The 17148-nt window shown below is 38.0% G+C and carries 12 protein-coding genes; 6 read left to right on the top strand and 6 right to left on the bottom strand.

Annotation, left to right across the window (positions count from 1 at the left end; all coding sequences use genetic code 11):
- The first annotated feature begins 65 nt into the window (after window positions 1-65).
- From FHG64_RS17875 to FHG64_RS17855, 5 genes are all read left to right on the top strand, one after another.
- Window positions 66-1334, top strand: coding sequence for a sensor histidine kinase (locus FHG64_RS17875; protein WP_139067664.1), 1269 nt, complete (start codon window positions 66-68; stop codon window positions 1332-1334).
- Window positions 1324-2025, top strand: coding sequence for a response regulator transcription factor (locus tag FHG64_RS17870; protein ID WP_139067663.1), 702 nt, complete (start codon window positions 1324-1326; stop codon window positions 2023-2025). The genes FHG64_RS17875 and FHG64_RS17870 overlap by 11 nt, the downstream gene beginning before the upstream one ends.
- 616 nt (window positions 2026-2641) lie before the next feature.
- Entirely contained in the window at window positions 2642-3388 is a 747-nt protein-coding gene (locus FHG64_RS17865) for a 3-keto-disaccharide hydrolase (RefSeq protein ID WP_139067662.1), read from the top strand.
- A gap of 64 nt (window positions 3389-3452) precedes the next feature.
- Window positions 3453-4910, top strand: a complete 1458-nt coding sequence (locus FHG64_RS17860; protein ID WP_139067661.1) for a Gfo/Idh/MocA family oxidoreductase — start codon at window positions 3453-3455, stop codon at window positions 4908-4910.
- Window positions 4911-4930: 20 nt separating this feature from the next.
- On the top strand, window positions 4931-5680 hold the full coding sequence (locus tag FHG64_RS17855; RefSeq protein WP_168191386.1) for a 3-keto-disaccharide hydrolase: 750 nt from the start codon (window positions 4931-4933) through the stop codon (window positions 5678-5680).
- Between the two features lie 207 nt (window positions 5681-5887).
- Here FHG64_RS17855 and FHG64_RS17850 read toward each other — a convergent pair whose 3' ends face one another.
- The 6 genes from FHG64_RS17850 to FHG64_RS17825 all read right to left on the bottom strand — a co-directional run bounded on the left by FHG64_RS17850 (window position 5888) and on the right by FHG64_RS17825 (window position 16221).
- Window positions 5888-6493: a hypothetical protein gene (locus FHG64_RS17850; RefSeq protein WP_139067659.1), complete on the bottom strand. Its 606-nt coding sequence runs from the start codon at window positions 6491-6493 to the stop codon at window positions 5888-5890.
- An 82-nt stretch (window positions 6494-6575) separates the two neighbouring features.
- Window positions 6576-7676, bottom strand: coding sequence for a PD-(D/E)XK nuclease family protein (locus tag FHG64_RS17845; protein WP_139067658.1), 1101 nt, complete (start codon window positions 7674-7676; stop codon window positions 6576-6578).
- Window positions 7677-7823: 147 nt separating this feature from the next.
- A complete protein-coding gene (locus FHG64_RS17840) occupies window positions 7824-8249 on the bottom strand; it encodes a hypothetical protein (RefSeq protein WP_139067657.1) in 426 nt (141 codons plus the stop codon).
- A gap of 243 nt (window positions 8250-8492) precedes the next feature.
- On the bottom strand, window positions 8493-9773 hold the full coding sequence (locus FHG64_RS17835) for a toll/interleukin-1 receptor domain-containing protein (RefSeq protein ID WP_139067656.1): 1281 nt from the start codon (window positions 9771-9773) through the stop codon (window positions 8493-8495).
- Window positions 9774-10374: 601 nt separating this feature from the next.
- On the bottom strand, window positions 10375-12306 hold the full coding sequence (locus FHG64_RS17830) for an AAA family ATPase (RefSeq protein WP_139067655.1): 1932 nt from the start codon (window positions 12304-12306) through the stop codon (window positions 10375-10377).
- A gap of 93 nt (window positions 12307-12399) precedes the next feature.
- Window positions 12400-16221, bottom strand: coding sequence for a class I SAM-dependent DNA methyltransferase (locus FHG64_RS17825; protein ID WP_139067654.1), 3822 nt, complete (start codon window positions 16219-16221; stop codon window positions 12400-12402).
- A 564-nt stretch (window positions 16222-16785) separates the two neighbouring features.
- Between FHG64_RS17825 and FHG64_RS17820 the strand changes: the two genes are divergently transcribed.
- On the top strand, window positions 16786-17040 hold the full coding sequence (locus tag FHG64_RS17820; RefSeq protein ID WP_139067653.1) for a hypothetical protein: 255 nt from the start codon (window positions 16786-16788) through the stop codon (window positions 17038-17040).
- Window positions 17041-17148: the final 108 nt, after the last annotated feature.

The following is a 17148-nucleotide window of genomic DNA, read 5'->3' as shown; positions in this document are numbered from 1 at the left end:
TAATTGGATTAATAAAAAACTAATCTGTTTCCAGCTAGTTATTTTTTAGTAATATAGTTCCAGATTTGAAGCGTAGAAAGATTTATATCATCCTATTTATAATTGCGGTAGTGGGACTATTCGTAGTACAATATCAATATTTACGAATAGGATTGAACCTGGCTGAACTGCAGTTTCAGCAAAAAATAGAACGTGCAGGAAGTAATTTAAAAAAGGATCTTGATAACGAAAATCAACTTAGTTTTTTATTGGGGCAGTCTATTGGTAGCGGCACCTACTTTTCACTAAGTGCAGATAGTTTACAGGATGCTTCCAATTACTTTTTAAATGAAATTGTAAAGGATCGACTTCTAGCCAATAAAATAACTGCCAATTTTTCCTATAATTTATATTCGCAAGACAGGAGTATTGACTTAAGGTCTCCTGTAAATTTTAGTGCTGGAGATTCCTTAATAAAATACCCTATAGAACTGGAAGGTTATCTCCCGGAAACACTTGGAAAAGAAATGGTCCTCGAGCTCCAATTCAAGGACCTTAATGCCTATTATTTTTCTCAATTGCATGGATTGTTCATACCGGGGCTTTTATTTCTGGCTATCGTCATATTTGTAGTAATCTGGATGCTACGGTTATTCTACTGGCAAAGGAATTTGATTACCATAACTAACGATTTTATCAATAATTTGACCCACGAACTTAAAACTCCTGTTTTTTCTATAGGAGTAGCAACAAAAATTCTTGAAAAAGATCTGGATGAAGATCAAAAGCGAATTGTTTTTCATATTAGAAAACAAGTGGATCGCCTTAACGTCCATATTGACCAGGTTCTGGAGCTGGCAAGCCTGGAAACCAAAAGAAAATTTATCGATTTTAAAATAATAGATATCAAGCCAGAACTTACCCGGTGGTGCAACGATTTTATTATGCTGTCAAAATTGGAGAATTTCAGTTTTCAGTATGACATGGAACCTGGGGAATACTATATAAAAGTAGCTCCTTTTCATTTTGAAAATGTCGTCAATAACCTGTTGGATAATGCAAAAAAATATTCAGATAATCCAGAAATAACCTTAAGGGCATATACTTTAAAAAGAAACCTGCACATTTGTATTAAGGATAATGGAAAAGGTATTTCAGAAAAAGAAAAACAGCGTATTTTTAAAAAATTCTATCGTGTTACTGAAGGTGATTTGCACGCCGTAAAGGGATATGGACTGGGTCTTAATTACGTCCAGGAGGTTATTAAAAGGCACAAGGGCCGTATAAAATTAGAAAGTGAATTACACCAGGGTACAGAAATCACCCTGATAATCCCTTTAAAAAATGCCAGATAAAAAGAATAAAATATTGCTTGTTGAGGATGATGATTCCTTAGGCTACCTTCTCTCAGAATATTTGAGAATAAAAGACTTTGATGTTTACTGGGCTCAAACAGGTAAAAAAGCTTTGGAGCTTATTGAAGAAAATACGCACCATCTAATTATTCTGGACGTAATGTTACCAGATATTGATGGGTTTACCCTCGCTCATGAATTTACAGCCCAATTCCCAGAAATACCTTTTATTTTTTTAACCGCAAGATCCCTTAAAATTGACGTTTTAAAAGGATTCTCACTGGGAGCTGTTGATTATTTAAAGAAACCTATTGATGAGGAGGAACTGGTAGCCAGAATTCATTCGCTTTTATCAAGGATACAACCTACCCTGAAGGAAAACGATTCGAAAAATTTTTTATATAATATTGGAGATTATGAGTTTGACAGTAAACGGCAGGAGCTCTTATTTAATGGAAAGCCTGTTCATTTAACCGCACGTGAAAATGACTTGCTTCTATACCTGGTCCAAAATAAAAACAAACTCTGCAGCCATAAGGATATCTTAGTCCGGCTGTGGGGGAAGAACGATTATTTTAACCGCAAGAGTCTGAATGTATTTATTTCCCATCTTCGAAAATATTTACAAAATGACCCAAAGATTAAAATTGAAAATCTACATAAAAAGGGATTTATTCTAAAGGTTGAATAATCGGCCAGACTAGATCTAAAGATTTTGAGCTACCCAGAGTGGCTTTTTAAGCCAGATTATCAAAACATCTACTTACGTTTAAATGAATCGCTTAGAAACCTAAATCCCGCCACCGGCTCTAAGCCAATTAAAGTCAGGATACTTCAAGACGCTCATTCTTTCCTTCCCAATTGAAGCAGGCGCGAGGTCATGAGGTCTCATACAGCAAAGACAGATTAAGGGCAGGGGCGATTCCCGACCTCCAGGTTATGAACCCGACGCTCTTAATTCAAACGTGTGGTTATTAGTTCTAGCTCACTTTTAAAATAAATCAGGAGACTTTAAGACGCTCATTCTTTCCTTCCCAATTGAAGCAGGCACGAGGTCATGAGATCTAATGCAGCAATAGCACAAAGCAGAAACAAACTTTACGCAGCCGGATGTTTTAATTATAAAAGCAGGAAATTTACTGGTATAATAACCTGCTAAATATGCCCTTACTCTATTCAATCCTTCAGGTATCAGAAATATATAATTTAGGCCTTGTTGGAAATTTGAGCGAATCTTACTACCTTCCTTCTGATATTTCCTTCAGATTTAACTGAAGTTGGCCGCTATCCACCCCACACCATAATCAATGAAAAATATATTCTTTAGCCTTTTTATAATCGGATTTCTCACGGGTTGCAAATCGGAAAAATCTAATGATGAATCTCGGCTTTCAGGTAATGAAAGCACGAGTACCCAATCTGAAAATAGTAATAATTGGCAGGATCTTCTTAGTGAGGAGAATGTCAAAGAGTGGAGAGGGTATAATGAAGAAAAAGGTCTTCCTGATGGTTGGGTCCTCGAAGGCGAAACTTTGATGTCACTTGGCAAGGGAGCCGATATTGGAGGAGATATTGTCTACGGGAAAGAGGAGTTTGGTGAATTTGAGCTGTCCCTGGAATGGAAGATCTCTCCTGGTGGGAACAGTGGAATTTTCTATCATGTAAAGGAAGGGGAACAGTATGAAGCCCTTTATTTTACCGGTCCTGAATTTCAGCTCAGGGATCACCAAAATTCTTCAGAACAACAGGATTCCCTGCATATTTTGGGGGCAGATTACGGGATGTATGAACCCCGGAATGTAGAGAAAGCAAAAAAAGAAGCCGGGGAATGGAACAGTAGCCGAATAGTTTTCACAGAGGAAAAGGTAACTTACTGGTTAAACGGAGAAAAGACAGTAGAATTCACCCCATGGTCCGAGGATTGGAGAAGCCGTAAAGATGCAGGAAAATGGAAGGATTTTCCTGATTATGGCAAAGCAAGGGAAGGGTTGATAGGCTTACAGGATCATGGCAGCGAGATTTGGTTCAGGAATATTAGGATAAGAAAACTTTAAGCCTTCAGCATTCTTTAAATATTATTTAAACATTGGATCCTATCGCTCATTTAAAACTTTCTCTATGAACAAAATAGACCGCCGCACCTTCATTAACCGCACCGCCCTTACAGGGATTGGGCTAAGTATTGTTCCTTCCCATGTTTTAGGGGGAAAGGGTTTAACCGCAGCAAATGATAAAATAAATGTGGGCCTTATAGGTGCAGGAACACAGGCAATGAAAATGCTGCCCGAGTGGCTGGAGCGGGATGAGCTTCAATTTATCTCTGTATGTGATCCCAATAAAGAAAGCTATGACTACCCTCTTTGGGGGGCTCCCCAGGGAGAAACCTATGGTGCCGCCGGAGGTCGCGAGGTTGGCAGGAGGTTCATTAATGGATACTATGCAGGGAAGTCGGGTAAATCATCTTATAATGGCTGTTCCGTATATGCCGATTTCCGGGAAATGTTGGAAAAAGAAAAAGAGCTGGATGCGGTTTTCATCATGACCCCTGATCATCTTCACGGGGTCATCGCGATGGAGGCTATGAAAAAAGGTTTATTTGTCGCAACCCATAAACCGGTTTCCAATTTTATGAATGAGACCAGGCTCACCTGCGATATGGCACGCAAAACGGGACTACCCTCTCATTGTTTTGCCTTTAAAAATCCGGAAGAGTTCTACCATATGCAGAACCTCATAAACAGTGGAGCCATAGGCGAAGTGAGCGAATTTCATCGCTGGACAAACCGGCCTATGTGGCCCCAGGGTTTACCATATCTACCTGCACCTGCCCCAATTCCTGAAGGCTTCGACTGGCAATTGTGGCTTGGCCCATCCAAAGATCGCCCCTACTCTCCACATTACACCCATACCGTTTTTAGAGGCTGGTATGAGTTTGGCGCAGGATGTATGGCCGATATGGGTTACTATGGCTTCTGGAAAGACTGGCGTATCCTGGGGCTGGGAAAACCCGATAATGCCGAGGGGAACAAAAATAAAGTTAGCCAGGTGAAAGATTTCAGAAGTTCCTGGGTGGAAAATAATGTATCCTATCCTTTCGCCGGAATGGCAAACTGGGAGATCCCGGTGGAGAATGAAAACAGGAATATAGACGTATACTGGTATGAAGGCGGAATGAGACCACCAACCCCGAAAGCCCTGGCACGAAACAGCAGGAGAATTCCGGGCGACGGGGTAATGTTCATAGGTGACCGGGGAAGTATTATTTCCGGTTATGGATATAATGATCCGGTACTTCTTGACAACAAAGGGAATATTCAGCCTCTCCCCGATTCCAGCCTGGAGGGAGCAGATCTAAGGGATGAGAATTCAGAAATGATAGATGCCTTTAAAGGTAAAAAACCCTCCAGGGGAAGCCTGGCCGCGGTTCAAAATGTGGCTGAAACCGTGTGTCTTGGAAATCTCGCCATTCGCATGGACGACCGGCTTGAATGGGATATTCAAAACATGAGAGTCACAAATAATGACCGGGCAAATAAATATGTGTCCCGGGAATACAGGCCGGGATGGGAAGTATAACAACCAAACGAAAAATTACAATGAAAAAATCTTTAATGATCTCATTTGTCGCAGTATTATTTACTTTTTCCAATAACGCGACTGCACAGGAATCTGTCTATGGAGAAGATGGATACCGAAGTTTATTCAATGGAAAAGATCTTAGCGGCTGGAAGATCCCTGAGGGAGATGGCGGCCACTGGAATGTTATAGACGGGGTGATCGATTACGATGCCAGATCTGAAGCTGAAGGGGACAAAAGTCTCTGGACCACCGAAGAATTTGGAGATTTTAAACTGCATGTGGAATGGAGGTTCAAGGGATACGGAGACCATCTCTTTCCTTTACCAACCATTTTACCTTCAGGAGAGTACCTGCGTGATGAAAATGGTAAAATTATCGAACCCCTGGGGCCAAATTCAGATTCAGGAATATTGATCAAAGGTGCCGGGCAGGTGCAAATGTGGTGCTGGTCAGTCGGTTCAGGAGAGCTTTGGAGCGTGAGAACCGATGAATCCCTTCCGGCAGAAGTACGGGCAGCGGCAGTACCTTCAGAAAAAGCAGATCAACCGGTAGGAGAATGGAATTCTTATGATATTACCGTGAAAGGAGATCGCATCACAGTTATTCTTAACGGCATTACAGTGATCGATAATGCCCTGTACCCTTCAATGGTAAAGACCGGGCCAATTGGTTTACAGCATCACGGCGGAATAAATTCCAAAACCGGAAAATTACAGGGTGCCTCCAGTTTGGTGCAGTTCAGGAATATTTGGGTGAAGGAGCTTTAATCTTTTAACCCAGGAAATATAGGTCTCATCTTAAAACCTGTTGAAGTAAAGCCGGTGCACTTTTAGTTACTACCCTCAATGAACAGTAGGAAAGTGGAAAGGCCCTTTTCTTTTCCAGCCGGGTATTGAATGTATTAGCCGTAGTGGTGCTGAAATCGAAGATTCACCTATATCAATCGCATCTCGAATAACAGTTTCTCAACAATTTTACTTTTGAACGAATTGAGCTAATATAAGGGCATTTTGGATATTGAAACTGTTGCCGCCTGAGCAATTAGCAGAGTGTACTTTGTCGATCTTAAACCACACATTCATATACTGAATCCCAGAATGATCAACAAAGATTTCCTTTGATTTAAGTACTTCAATTTCATAGACCGATTCCTCCTCACAGATTTTAAATGTGGAATTGCCACTCCTTATTTGAATATAGAAATTATCCGGACCCGGACCTAATTTTTTTATTCCGGTGCCAAATACTTCATCTACCTCTGCTGGAGATGATGAGTCATAGGTGGGTGTGGAAATTACAAATTGATTATTTCCGTTTTCCTGATTTAGAACAAATAGTGACTTACGAGTTGGTTCTTTAGGATCATCCTTTGGGTTCCACGATGACGAACCCATTTGATATGTATTATGTCCAAATTGGTATATCATATAGCTGCCGTTGACATTACCTTTAAATTGGGGGATGTCTAATTCCAGAAAGTAGGAATATTCATTTAAACTTTCTTCTTTAGTAATTCCTTCTTCATCACTGCTGCAGGATAGGATGAATATTATGGAAATAATAGGTAATAGCCTTTTCATGATTAGCTGCATTTACAGGAACTAACAATATACCAATAAAATTCCCAACGGATAAATCTGCAAATTTAAATCTCACCGGTCATTATAATTTCACATCAGGCCAGGTAATTTCTTTTGCCTTCACACTCTCGATTCCATCTTCACCTTTGTAAAACACCTCAACTTCTGTGTAAAAATCAGGATTAAATAAACGTAGCCTTTTTCTGGAATCATCTGAATAGAAAAATATATTTTTCCTGTCATCATCTGGTCTCTTTACATTGTAATGGCCCCTGTTTTTTTCATTTACAATGGAAAGGGAAATGTGTACATTTCTAGTAGAATGGATTAGTTCTATTCCTGTTTTTTCTAAAACATAATCAGAAAATTCATTTTTCAAAAAATCAATCTCATATACTTTACTGGGATCCAAGGTCGCTGCAAAATCTTTCAAAAGATCAATGACGGGTTTACCGTAATTCTTTTTCTCCAGTTTCTCCCTTTTCTCCTCGATATAACTCTTGAACTGGGTTTTTATAAAGGATAAAAATGATTTGATAAGATAGGATGACTGGTTGTTTATTGGGTCAATTAAGCCTTGCTTTTCGTCGTTAAAGATCTTGAGCAGTTTATTGAAAACAGAATTCTCGTGGTTATCCCAATATAAATGGTACTTTTTGTCATAATTAAGTTTTTCAAAGGAATCCCTTGAAATCTCCGACGGGGTTGGAGTGAGATAAACAAAATAGATCTCTGGTTTAAGATCGCTTTCGAGATAATAATTCTGTAAACCCAATAGTTCTTCTTCCAGTTGCAAACCGTCCCTTATAATTGAAGAGTCACTTATTTTATTTTCTAAACAAATGGAATAGAGTAATTCGTTTTTCTTATTATCAATTATCTCAACTATAATATCAATATCCCTCCTACGTCTTTTCCCTTGTTTCTCAATATTTACAGATAATTCCGGCAGTATATTTATGGTGTAACCTGAATATTTGGACAGGTCGGTGATTCTATTACTATACTGTATTTTATCTAAAAAGCTCTTATTGGCTCCTGTAATATCATTTAAGATCTCCTGAAGCAGCAACCCGGAAATCCCGTGGTCTTCCCCGGGATCTAATAAATAAGCTAAAAAAGAACTTACATTAGGTTCATTAATGGAACCGTCATTGGAAGATAATATTCTAAAAATGTTCATGGGGAATTTGATTTTTTAGTTCTTGTTTTGGGCCAGTTATATTATTAATCATTTAAAACTGTAGCAGACGCGAGGTCATGAGACCTCACGCAGCGACAGACTTCATGCAGCCGGAGTCTGTATGGAACTAAAGTGCCACATATCAAATTACTCATAAAGCCAATAAGCCACACCTCCGTGATGAGAACACGCTCCGCTTCCAGTTGCTTGACTAGTCGTGCCGTCGTTGCAAACAGCTCCAACCCTAACTTTAGTGTCACTTTTATAGAAATTATTGTTTAACTTAGGTTGGGAAGTTCGAAATGTAGATGGTTTATCAATTGGAATTAATTCTTTGTTTAACTGATTTTTGAATTCACTTTTCTTATTAAAGGAAGTACTTTTTTCCTCTACTTTTTGCGAACTCTGAGACTCCAAATGGGTGTCAACAGGTTCCAAGGAATTAAATAACCAGATAACACCTGCAAAAAAAGCCACGTAAAAAAGCCATCTAAAACGTCCTGCTTTAGCGTATAGATACAAAAAAAGAATAGGGCAAACGAATAATATGAAAATTCCAAATAATGTATCCAATAGAAAATTTTATGGGAAATATATTAACTTTATTTTAATTTCATCAAAAACAACCTCGTTGAACCTTCGATTTCCTAACGTTTGAACGAATCACATTAAAACCTAATTCCCACCCCAGTTCTAACCCAATAGTAACATGAAGTCAGGAGACTTAAAAAACGCTCATCCTTCTTTCCCAATTGTAGCAGGCGCGAAGTCATGAGACCTCACGCAGCGACAGACTTTGCGCAGCTGGGGGCATAGTTATTTTCTGAGACCTTTTATTAAACGATGAATTAATTTCTCAAAACTGCGTTCTTCTCTATTTTTGGAATTTATAAACTCACTAAAATCTAAGGAATTTAATCTTTTAAGTTCTTCGATGTTTTGCCAGTATTCCTCTTGAACTTCAATCGGTCTTATTCTTTCTTTTGTGGTTTCAAAAAGATAATTATCTATGTGGATAGGAAACAAAACATCTTCCCAACTCATTTCTTGTTTTTTCCTTCCTTGTGTTAGTTCGAATTGACAAGCTCTACTTTTTATAGAATCCTTTGAGGCAATAAATAAAATTCTGTCCTTTTCTTTTATATTATCTACCATTATATCTTTCAATGGTTTTCCTCCTGGAGAATCTAATTCCCAAAGAAAGGTCATTATTCCTCTTCTTTGTAGAGTTTCATTAATTGATTTTGCGAACTTTTTGTCTGCAAAACTATATGAAATGAATATAGATTGAAATTGTATTTCAGTTGTCAAATCAATTAGGTATTCTTTTATATCAACGCTGTTTATACCGAAAATTGTTTCTAATACTTTTCTGTCAATGGGCGGTGAATTTAATATTGTTCTAATATCAATCATATTAAATTCATTCCCCGGCGTTTCATTTGAAGAAAGGAATGTATTAACGCCAAATTCACAAGCTGAAAATTGAATTAACGATAAATTGCATTCGATGAATTTACTTTTGGATAAATTGACTCGATCAAAGCTAGATTCTTTAATTATGCAATCATAAAAATTAATTACTTCGACCTCTCCCTTCGCTTCTAAACTATGATTTTCAATTGGTTCTATATCTAGGTGATGCAAATAACATTCTGAAAAATTAATTTCTCTTTTACCAAAGCCTCTTAAAGATAAATCGAGCATTTCTGGGCAACTATTGAAATGCACGTTTTGGGCAATAACGTCAGCCCATTCAAGTCCTAATATTGTGCAGCTTTCAAATACACAGTTTATTAAATCGGAATCTAAGAATTTAGATTGAGAAAATTTACAATTAATGAATCTGCTGCCTTTGAATATACACGCCATCATAATCGAACTATGAAAATCACAATTAAAAAATAAGCAATTCTCGAATTCCGTGCTTTCAAAATTCTTAGTAAAAATTGTAATTGTATCGAGAGTTAATTCACTTACATATAACATCCCATTTTTAACAAAATAATTGTTATATCGAAATGTCTTATTGCTATGCTCTTGATCCTCTTGAGTTATCCAATTAAAAAATGTGTCTTTATTATTTATTTTCTCCAAATTCTCTAAATATTATGCTCAAGTTGTGATATAATATATTTTTATATTTTCCTATTCCTGTTCTTTCCGGAATAACAATAAGTCCTTTTCTTCTTCCCCCGCTGCGCTAAGTCTTATGACTTTGAGCTACCATTAGCATCTTATTAACCTTATATGCCCCAACGTCTCCCAACATTTAAATGAATCGCGTCGAAACCTAAATCCCAAATTACTACTAACCAATCGTAACAAGAAATCAGCAGAATTCAAGACGCTCAAACCTTCTTTCCTATTTGTAGCAGTCGCGAGGTCATGAGACTTCACACAGCTGTTGTCATTAAAACTCACGAAACTGGAGAAATTAAAATAAAATATAAAACTTCACCCTTTTTCGATAAGATAAATAGCCGTAAATGAAGCTGTTGTATTAGAATTTATAAAATCAACAGTCTTTACCTTCCACCCATCACTTAAATGGTTATTCAGTTCTTTAAAGTCATTTACTCTTGTAACGTCGTGTGTTCCATTAACGTTCTTTAATGTGATTTATACTGCTTTAGTCATAATTAATTGTTTGAAATTTACTTGTGATTCTTCCTCAGTCAAACTCAGGAATTGATTATTAGTTTAATTCACTTAGTATATTGTGATATAAAAGCTGAAGTGATTCCTTCATTTCGTGATCCAGTATTAATTCATCACTCGGTCTTTTTGCAATATTTTCTGAAATTCTAACTTTACTTATTTCAACACCTTGTTTCCTACTTTCGGAAGAAAGATATTCCAGCCTTTCACCGTGGGGAATTTCCTTCGTTAAAATTTCTTTCTTCCCTGATTTCTTCAATTCTTCATTAACGGCATCGAAAAGAACCTGGGCTTCAACATAATCTTCAAGGGAACAATCCTTATAAAGCTGAAAAATTTTACTTTCTGAGATTCCCGCAGATTTTAATTTTCTTCTATTATCGGCTCCTCCTTTATCACCGTCCACTAAGTAAACAACTTTCGCAGCTTCTAATTCAAACGTTAATGCTTTGTCTGGTGAAATAGTGGCTATTCCAGGTGCGACCTGGAAATCTAAATAATCCTTTTGTATAGCCTCCCGAAATAATCTGGGAAGAAGAATTGTCTCCGATGGACCCTCCGCTATAATAGCTTTTCTAGCTAAAGTAAAAGCGATAATATTAGCACCCATTGCGAGAAGAATGGGTGAAAATCCACCGGTATTTTTCCAGATCGAATTTCTTATAGTACTATAGCCTGTATCTTTTCCTTCCTTCATTACCTGCTCTACCCCGCGAATTCCTGTACCTAAATCACTCGGCAAACATCCTGCAGAATGAGTGGTATAAATAATAGAATTAACCAGTTTTTGACTTTCAAATTCCTGTATGAGGTCCGCTTGTGCCGCGTAATGAAGATGAATTTCAGCTTCATCAATCATTAGAACTGGTGGTATTTCATGATTTCGTAAGGATAGAAATGCCATTAAAGCTATAAATTGTTTTAAACCATCACTTCTAGAAGAAACCCAAGTATAATTATTAGATGAAACTATATTTATTTTTATAGAATCAGAATCAAATGACAATCTTGGATACACATCAGATTGACACCAAGCAGCACTGAAGGTTTCTTTGAGATTACTATTAGCTAGATCATTAAATTGAGATAATTTTGGATAGTCCTTTTTCTGAATTGCCTTTAAGTATTCCTGTAATTCCACTTTGGCGATCAACAACAGATTTAAAAGAGCTTTACTAGGTGTTTTTAGTTCTGCAAGGGGATAAATATTTTTAAGGAACCTCTGTTCACTTGAGAAAATTGTAAAGACAGGTCTTCTCTCTTGACAAAATTTTAGAAATAACGTTTTGGGATGCTGTTCTGATTCTACATCTATAAATTTCTCAAGTAGGCCTATCAGCTCATCAAAAATTGGAGTATTTAGCTTATTAATGTACTTAGGATCCTCATCGAAGAAATCAATAATTTTCTGACTATTTTGTAATATTTCCTGGGGTAGATTATCAGGCGCTTTACTTAAACCACCTTCAATTTTTTTTAATAGTTCGCCTAATGAGGTTTCAGGCAGTTTTGTGTTAGGAATAGCATTTGGAATAAAATTTCTATCTAAAGCTTTTTGTAGAGATTTCTTTTTTAAGATATTTAAAATGGTTTTTGATAATCTTGTGCGCATTGTTGTATCGCGAGTAATATTTCCAATTATCTCATAAGTAAATTTGCCACTAACATCTTTTGATATTTGAAAGAATCGAGGGGTGCCTACACCATTAAATTGTTTTAATTCCGCAATTTCCGTTTTATTCAAAAGATATAGAACTGTAACTACTTGATGGCTAGCTGATGGTTCTAAATCTTTGGTAAGTTCAGTTGCTGTATAGGGTTTGTTATTTTCAATGGATACCAAAGCTTCTAAAAAAGAACTTTTACCCGCTTCGTTAGCACCAACTAATGCGAGTAACTGCCGGTCTAAGCTGACATTGATATTCTTAAATCTTTTAAATCCTTTTATTGTAACTTTGTTTGGTACCATCTATATTATTTAGATTTTGAATAATCCCAATGTGCTCGCCTCTTTTTATTAAAAATTAAGAGTTCTAAAAATCGCCTTGAAAACTTTGCTTTTTTATGAACCTTCTACTATGGTAATCTCCTCCTCCGTCAAACCATAAAGCCGGTAAATAAGCTGATCAATTTCTGTTTCTAAGAAAGAAGTGTCTGCTGCAGGATTTTCTTTCTTTAATTCAAGGATTTGATTTACTTTATCAATGAATAGATTTTCATTATCTACTGGTTTTACAGGGATTTGTTCGAAAACCACTTTATTTAATTCTCTGGTATTTCCTTGCAGTTCTGGGAAATTTTCTTCAAAGCAAAATTTGAAAAGTTTTGAATTGAAAAAGGAAACTAAGTATTCTAAATTATTCCCTGTCAGGATAAAACATTTTTGGTTTGTATAAAATCCCTCTTTATCAAAAGTAAACGGTAAAAACTTTGTCATGTTTGGGTATATGATTTTTGGTTTTTCAAAATCTTCCCAATATGCAATTGAATCCTGGGTTTCAAACCATTTTCCAGAAGTTTTCTTTCTACAACCTTTTTCGCCTGTTTGGTCAATCCTTTTCCCGAAAGTCTTCAGATAATCCCTTATGGCTGGAAACTCTCCAATGTTTAAATCTCTACTTGGAAAAGTGCCTATCAACCATAGATCTTGAAATTCGTAATAATATTCTTTTACGTCTCGACCTCGCAGTAAAGGTTTTATAATTTCTTTACTTTTAGGATCATTTTCAATAAGCTCCTGTTTTGTTTTACCATCAATTATAAATGCGTCGTTATATCCTGTTAAAATTCCTCTATTTATTTTTACACCCCAATCGATTATCTTTTTCCCTTGCAACTCAACCTTCCTTTTGATATCATGGGTGGCCTGATCCGCAATTACCCAAGATGTATCTGGAAAAGATTTTACTACAGTATGTTCTTTATCAAATACATCTTTAATATCATTCAATTTATCCTGGTCTTTGCGTGTAAAGCGAATCGCTCTTATTGATTTAGTTTTTTCGGTCTTTTGAAAAGTTACAACTGACGTAAGAACTGTCGCACTATCGAAAATATCACAATCAGACAAATCAATTATTTGCAATAAAGAAGTTTGTGTATTAAAGTAAGTCCTTAAATTTTGTCCATAATTGGTCCGCATCCATGCACTTCCAGTAATAAAACATAGAACCCCTTCATTTCTTAAAATTTGGTTACCTCTTTCGTAAAACAAAGCATATATATCACCCATGCTTGTATAAGTCCTAAAATCTAATTTCTTATACTGTTTAGATTCTTCCTTAATACTTTGTAATTGGACATAAGGCGGATTCCCAATCACCACCTCAAACCCCACATAATCCCCGTTGTCATCCAGCACTTCCGGAAACTCGAACCGCCACTCAAAGGCATTTTCATAGATCTTGTTGTCCTTGATCTCCCGGATCTCGGCTTCGAGTTTTTTGCTTTCCTTGGAGAACTTGTCCAGCTTTTTGTTCCAGGCGGCTTTTTCTCGTTTTGACATTTCAAACATCTGGGTTTGATTGGTCAATAGAAAAATTTCGCCTTTTACTTTTTGAAGGCGTTTTACCTTGGGGTCGTTGCCGGAAATCTCGCTTCTAAAATCATTTTTGATGTCGTGAATGATCTTCTCCATCTCCCGCTTTTGCTCCTTGTTGTGGGCATTGCGGTAAGTGTCCACCGCGTTGCGGTAGCTGTCTATGTTCCATTTACTGTCCTTAAGCGCCTTGCTTAAGTCGGCATCCAGGTCGAAGCGGCTAATGAGGGAATTTCCGCATTTGATGTTGATGTCGATATTGGGCAGTGTTTCGAGTTCCCAAACCGCTCCTGGTTCTCGATACGTCCCTGTCGGGACACTCGAACTGACGTCGCTCTTGTAGTAGGCACTTTTTAAAAGTTCGATCCAGAGTCGGAGCCTGCATATCTTAACCGAATTCGGGTTGATATCTACCCCAAAAAGGCAGTTCTCAATGATCTTCTGCTTCTCGTGGAACAGGGTTTCCTGTATACGCTGGCTTTCTTTGGCGGTGGGATTGTATTCAAAAAGCTCCCCGTCCTCATCTGTCACAATAAGTTCGTCGTTCACCACTTCCACCTGGTATTCCTTAAGCCTCCTGCCGGTGCGGTCCTGCAGGATGTTCAGGTCGTTCTTGATGGCGATCATCTCATTAAGCGCCGAGACCAAAAAGTGGCCTGAGCCTACCGCGGGATCACAGATCTTAAGGCTGTTGATGAGCTCATTGGCTTCCTTGCGGTCTTCTATACGATCATACAATTGATCCAGGTCCTTGCAGTTCCAGCCCTTTGCTTCGTTGAACTTTTGCACCACCGCCTTCCTGATGGTCTCGCGGCACATATACATGGTGATAAAGCCGGGCGTGAAGAAAGAACCGTCCTTATAGCCGTTGATCTTTTCAAAAATAAGCCCCAGCACCGAGGCGTTGATGAGGGTCTTGTTATCTTCCTGTATGGCCTCCCCGCCTTCACTGCTAAAGTCGTAGGCGTTGAGGAACTCAAATAAATATTCCAGGGCGTTGAGCTCACCGCTGCGCTTTTTCCCTTTCTTATTCTTAAGCACCGTGGCGCTGTAGATAGGTAAGGTTTTATCGTCCCGGAGGTTGCTTATAAAAAGGGTGCTATGCTCAATATCTGTCGGCTCAAATAGCGAGGAATTGAGATAGGGTACCTTTTCAAAAAGGGCTTTTACATCTTCATTCCTTTCAGAATGTTTTCGCGCCAGCACCTGGAAGAAGAGGCTGTTGAGATCGTCGTAGTTAGCGATCCTGTTCAGGCTTAAGAATTCGTAAGATTTGTCGCCCTTTTGATAGGTAAGCAACTGGGCTTCCAGCAGCTTAAGGAAAAGGATCCTGTTGAGCCAGGTAATGCTAAGCTCCAGCCCCACATTAAAAAGCCGTTCCTGCTGGGTCTCCCCAAACTGCGACGGATTCTCCAGCCTGCCTATCTTATCCATACTGTCCAGCTGAATGATGGCATTCTCGAGGAAGGAGCCGGTATTACGCTGACCTTCCTTTTGGCGTTCTATCAATTTCTTCCCACCCTGTTTGGTTTCGGTTAGGCCTATGATGTGCAAAAGTTCGCCATAGAAACGCTTATCCAGGCTATTGCTGTCATTAGTGAAAGGAAGCTTTAGCAAATGTTCCGGCGACAGCAGTTTGTACAAAGCTATCAGCTTATTGTCATCTTTCGGATTGTTATTCCGAAGCGGTTTTTCATAATTCCGGATATCAAAATGCGTGAACTCTACCTCCTGCTGTACTTCAGCAATAAAAGGTTCAGCTATTTCCTTATAAAAGAAATCGGTGGTTTTCCCGGCCAGCCTTCCGGCCTCAAAGTCGGTAAACTGACTCACCAGCTTTTTATTCTGCGCAAAGGCCTTTTCAAAGATATTGGCGTCAAAGATGAACCACTCGTGGATGTTGGTGGCGATCACATATTTCACCTCCAGGTTCTTGTGCGTGATACGCTCCCTGAGGTAATACAGCACCAGCTCCTGGAACGCCTTCACATTGACCTTCTCCCGACTAAGCATCTCTGCCCGGTTGGTAGGTTTCTTGGTTTCCACAATAACACCCACGCTGGTCTTCGCCTTGTTCCCGTTATGGATCACCAGGTCGTTCCTGCCCTTTGTGTTGATAAAGTGGTTGGGATCGTAATATGTCTTCTTCAAAAAATCTGTCACCAGATTCTTATGGAACTCCTCACTCTCGGTCTCATTGGTCCTGTCCAGTAACTGAATAAGGTTCTCCTTGAACTGCTCGATCTGTGACCGGTTGGGTTTTACCTTTAAAAAAGCTTTGTTGAGTGCCTTGCGGGGCCTAAGTATATTGGGATTCCCTGAATTAATTGCCTGTTCCGTCTGCATGCAGAAATGGGGGTTGTTTAAAGACAAACAGCGTGGTAGGGATGCGCTTGCCGGTTGGTTTTGTTAACGTGGTCTTAAAAGTAGGAATATTTTTGATTTTACAGGAACAGATAAGAAGAAAGAGTAAACAATTTTGAAAAAAAACTGCCGTATTACGGAAACCCGTAAAAGACTGAATCCCTTCTGCCCTACTTTTGATTTATGCGGGAAGAATTACATAAATATTATATTCCGAAGACTTTCATAAAGCAGGAGCTGCGGTATAACTTTTTGATGGGGTTTTTGATAGGAGTTAGTGTGTCGCTTGTTGTGGGGGTGGTATGTTGGGTGGTGTTCTTATTCTATTAAATAAATTGAAATTCTATTCCCTGTACTATTTTCAAGTACTGTTGCTTATTCCTCCAGTAAGAATATATATCCTCCATACAAAAACCCACAATCTCACAATTTATAATACTGATAATAAACTTTTTAAACAAAAAATTAACTTTGACGAATTTGCGCCTTTAGTTCCCAGGTAGTACATTTAAAATTATAGTTCCCTTCAACTATTAATTAAAGTATATGCCAAATAGAATAACCTTGTATGAGTTTAAAGCTTTACCAGAACAGGAACAATTGAATGTAATTTTTACAATTGGAAAAATTGTTGAAATGAATGATAAGGATAACAATGAAGAGAAAATTCTCTATTCGGTTGACCGGTTTTTTGTAGAATTTCATTACAGCTCAGAAAACCCTGAAATTAAAGAAATATATCCATTCGAAGGAGGCTCTTTATTGGATAAATATTCAATCGATTTGCAAAGAAGTTTTTAGATTCCTGAATACTACTCCTGGAGATTTATACTATAAATTGAAAATATGCTATGGCCTAAAATAAAAACCCCAGATGATTATTCACCTGGGGTTTCCTTTAATTAATTA

The organism is Antarcticibacterium flavum (assembly GCF_006159205.1).
Classification (GTDB): domain Bacteria; phylum Bacteroidota; class Bacteroidia; order Flavobacteriales; family Flavobacteriaceae; genus Gillisia; species Gillisia flava.
The sequence above is the reverse complement of the archived record's forward strand: the minus strand, read 5'-3'. Positions and strand labels throughout refer to the sequence as shown.

Excerpts from the sequence above, each read along its gene's own strand:
- FHG64_RS17850 (WP_139067659.1), bottom strand. The coding sequence starts at position 6,493 with ATGAAAAGGCTATTACCTATTATTTCCATAATATTCATCCTATCCTGC.
- FHG64_RS17865 (WP_139067662.1), top strand. The coding sequence starts at position 2,642 with ATGAAAAATATATTCTTTAGCCTTTTTATAATCGGATTTCTCACGGGT.
- FHG64_RS17870 (WP_139067663.1), top strand. The coding sequence starts at position 1,324 with ATGCCAGATAAAAAGAATAAAATATTGCTTGTTGAGGATGATGATTCC.
- FHG64_RS17845 (WP_139067658.1), bottom strand. The coding sequence starts at position 7,676 with ATGAACATTTTTAGAATATTATCTTCCAATGACGGTTCCATTAATGAA.
- FHG64_RS17830 (WP_139067655.1), bottom strand. The coding sequence starts at position 12,306 with ATGGTACCAAACAAAGTTACAATAAAAGGATTTAAAAGATTTAAGAAT.
- FHG64_RS17825 (WP_139067654.1), bottom strand. The coding sequence starts at position 16,221 with ATGCAGACGGAACAGGCAATTAATTCAGGGAATCCCAATATACTTAGG.
- FHG64_RS17820 (WP_139067653.1), top strand. The coding sequence starts at position 16,786 with ATGCCAAATAGAATAACCTTGTATGAGTTTAAAGCTTTACCAGAACAG.
- FHG64_RS17860 (WP_139067661.1), top strand. The coding sequence starts at position 3,453 with ATGAACAAAATAGACCGCCGCACCTTCATTAACCGCACCGCCCTTACA.
- FHG64_RS17855 (WP_168191386.1), top strand. The coding sequence starts at position 4,931 with ATGAAAAAATCTTTAATGATCTCATTTGTCGCAGTATTATTTACTTTT.